The following is a 2,671-nucleotide window of genomic DNA, read 5'->3' as shown; positions in this document are numbered from 1 at the left end:
CTTCACACCCACGACCCCACCCCCGGGGCCGCCTCCCCTCAGCCGGACGCACTCCAGGTCCCGGTGTCTTCGTCCCGTCCCTTTCAACGTCCGGCGAGTTCCATGGAAGAGCGCACCCCGTACAGCACAGAGACCGCCTCCAGACCGGCGCGGCGGCGCTTCCCCGGCCTGCCGAGCCAGATCGCCTACGCGAGGAGGTTCGTCGCCCGGCAGCTGGTCGCCTCACCGGAGCTGACCACGGCGACGCTGCTCACCAGCGAGTTGGCCACCAACGCCATCACGCACAGCGCCTCGGGCCGGGCCACCGGCAAGTTCGAGGTCTGTGTCCACCTGGCGCCCGGATGGGCGCGGGTGGAGGTGCGGGACCTGGGCAACGTGGCCGAGACGCCCGAGCCCCAGCACCGGGACCCCTACGACACCACCGAGCACGGTCGGGGCCTGGACCTGGTCGAGGCGCTCTCCAGCAAGTGGGGCACCGAGCCCCGCGGTGACGGGATGGGGCGCAAGGTCTGGTTCGAGCTGGTGTGGGACCGCGACCGCGACACCTCGGCGGAGGACGCCGACGAGGCCGTCCTCTCCGACTGACCCGGTACGCGGGTCACCGCCCGCGCCGTGGGCGGGCCCACTCCCCCGGACACGGAGCGAAGCGGAGCGGAGCCCCTGAGCACGGGCCGCTCGGAGCCGCGCCGGTACGCCGCCGCGTCCGGGAGAGCGCGCCTACTCCTCGGCGCCGGCCCTCGGGGGCGCCGCCGCACCGCCGTCCTGGCCGGGCGCGGGCAGTCGGTAGCGCTCGTAGAGTTCGCGCGCGTAGTCCTTGGCCTCCTGCGACGGTTCCTCGCCCAGCTCATCGCGGACCAGGTCGTCGAGGCTCTTGTTCGTTTCGTCCATGTGACGCAGCCTGCCTGGAGTGCGCGGATAGCACAAATCGCCGCTCCGGTGACGCAGCGCCAAGGGCCCGAACGCCCCAACTGTAGGGGTTTGCGGAGCGAAACCCAACCCGAGCCGCGCATAACGCCCGAAGAGGGCCCCGTCGGCTCCCCCGCGGTCCCCTGCCGCCTCCGGTCGTTTCGCGACCCCCGCGATGGCGGGGTGATGGCAGAATCCCCGGGGGTTGAGGATCCGGCTTCGACCCCGCGCAGCGCCACCGGGGGTCACCGGCTTCCTCACCCCCTGGAAGGGCCCGACGACCCATGGTGTACTGACGACATGACCGAGGATGTCGACAGCCTGATCGAAGACCTGGAACTGTGGCGGACCCGCGAAGGCCGGCCCAGCCACCGGGACATGGCGATCGCCGAACTCCAGCGGAGAAGCCCGCACGTCGTTCCCGCGCTCATCGAGCGGTTGCAGGCGCTGCTCGCGTCCTCGCGCCGCCCCCGTGACCACCACGGTGTTCCCGACCGCGCGAGGTATGACCGGGAGTCCCTCGATCTGCGCCAGGGGCTGCTCCAAGCTCTGGCGCGGATCGGCGACGAACGCGCCACCGCCGTGCTCATCGCCGCGCTGGACGACGACGCCTGCGTCCCCTACGCCGCGGCCGCTCTGCGTCAGACGCCCGACGACCAGGCGGTGGAGCCCCTGCTGGACGCCCTGGCCCGCATGCTGCCCAACGGGACGATGGTCGACGACCTCATCGACACGCTCATGGTCCACGGCGTCTCACCCGAACACGCCCAAGCGCACCGAGCCCAGCCCGCGGGGGCGCGCCAACCTGATGAGGCTGCTGGCCGGGCACGGCGACGTCCCGGTGCCGGTTCTCCTCGAAGCCGCCCGGGACCCGTTCCACGAGGTGCGGTGGGCCTCGATCGAGGGCGTGCTCCGTGTGTGGCGGGCCGACGGCCACGATCCCGACCCGGCCTGGACCGAGATACTGCTCTTTCTGGCGGTCGACGGGGAGAAGTCCGTCGGCTGGCGGGCCGTCGACGCCCTGGAGCAGATGGAGCGGGGCCAGCGGGCGGAACCCGACACGTACCCCGACCTCGCCACCCGCGTTCTCACCCCCCGCTTCTGGCCTCGGTGATCGGGCTGGCTCTTCGCTCGCCGGGGGTGTTCGGCGGACAGCTGGACGCGCGGCTGGCGAATCTGGTCTCGGCCCGCCCCGACGGCCTCCAGGCCGTCCGGGGGCTGATCGGGCTCCGTCCGCCGACCGACGTCCTCCGGGCGGCCCTGGACATGCTGCCGCCGTTGGGCGCCGACACGCGCAACCCGGGGCGGGCGATGCGCATGCTCCACAGGCTGCTGTCCCATCCCGACAGCGGCGTCCGCGAGGACGCGGCATCGGCGCTGCGCCGCGGGGACCTGCTGTTCCCCTTGCTGGTCAGCGGTGACAAGGACACCCGCGAGACAGCCAGGAGCGCTTATGCGCAGATCACCACCGACGGCTACGCCGACCGCCTGGACCGCTACGTCTCGGCGCTGCCGCTGCGCACCCGCATGAGGTACCGGGGCGTCCGCCGCTGAGGGGCGCCGCGCCCGATGATGAGCAGCAGGACGATGCGCTGCTCCCGCTTCCCACCCCGGGCCCGCGAAGGGTGGTCCCCCGCCGTCCGGAGGAGGGGCCCCGCGGCCCCCTCCGGAAGACCTCAGGAGCGGTCCGGTCCGGCCGCGCCGACCTCCTCGCGCAGCTGTTCCAGCACTCCCGACAGCAGCCGGGACACGTGCATCTGGGAGT

General features: G+C 72.8%; 4 protein-coding genes and 1 pseudogene. 4 read left to right on the top strand and 1 reads right to left on the bottom strand.

The window, feature by feature from the left end; all coding sequences use genetic code 11:
* Nucleotides 1-102: 102 nt before the first annotated feature.
* A complete protein-coding gene (locus DQW06_RS07705) occupies nucleotides 103-585 on the top strand; it encodes an ATP-binding protein (RefSeq protein ID WP_071621452.1) in 483 nt (160 codons plus the stop codon).
* 132 nt (nucleotides 586-717) lie between these two features.
* Here DQW06_RS07705 and DQW06_RS29175 read toward each other — a convergent pair whose 3' ends face one another.
* Nucleotides 718-888, bottom strand: coding sequence for a hypothetical protein (locus tag DQW06_RS29175; RefSeq protein WP_013151584.1), 171 nt, complete (start codon nucleotides 886-888; stop codon nucleotides 718-720).
* A 204-nt stretch (nucleotides 889-1,092) separates the two neighbouring features.
* Between DQW06_RS29175 and DQW06_RS29865 the strand changes: the two are divergent.
* From DQW06_RS29865 to DQW06_RS29445, 3 genes and pseudogenes are all read left to right on the top strand, one after another.
* Nucleotides 1,093-1,500: pseudogene (locus DQW06_RS29865) on the top strand (hypothetical protein); the annotation flags it as partial.
* Nucleotides 1,501-1,714: 214 nt separating this feature from the next.
* The gene (locus DQW06_RS29450; RefSeq protein ID WP_232832978.1) at nucleotides 1,715-2,020 is read left to right on the top strand and encodes a HEAT repeat domain-containing protein; all 306 of its coding nucleotides are present in this window, start codon (nucleotides 1,715-1,717) and stop codon (nucleotides 2,018-2,020) included.
* Entirely contained in the window at nucleotides 2,017-2,460 is a 444-nt protein-coding gene (locus tag DQW06_RS29445; RefSeq protein WP_232832977.1) for a hypothetical protein, read from the top strand. The genes DQW06_RS29450 and DQW06_RS29445 overlap by 4 nt, the downstream gene beginning before the upstream one ends.
* The last annotated feature ends 211 nt before the right edge of the window (nucleotides 2,461-2,671 follow it).

The sequence above is a fragment of the Nocardiopsis sp. TNDT3 genome (assembly GCF_003427465.1).
GTDB classification, from domain to species: Bacteria; Actinomycetota; Actinomycetes; order Streptosporangiales; family Streptosporangiaceae; genus Nocardiopsis; species Nocardiopsis dassonvillei.
The sequence above is the reverse complement of the archived record's forward strand: the minus strand, read 5'-3'. Positions and strand labels throughout refer to the sequence as shown.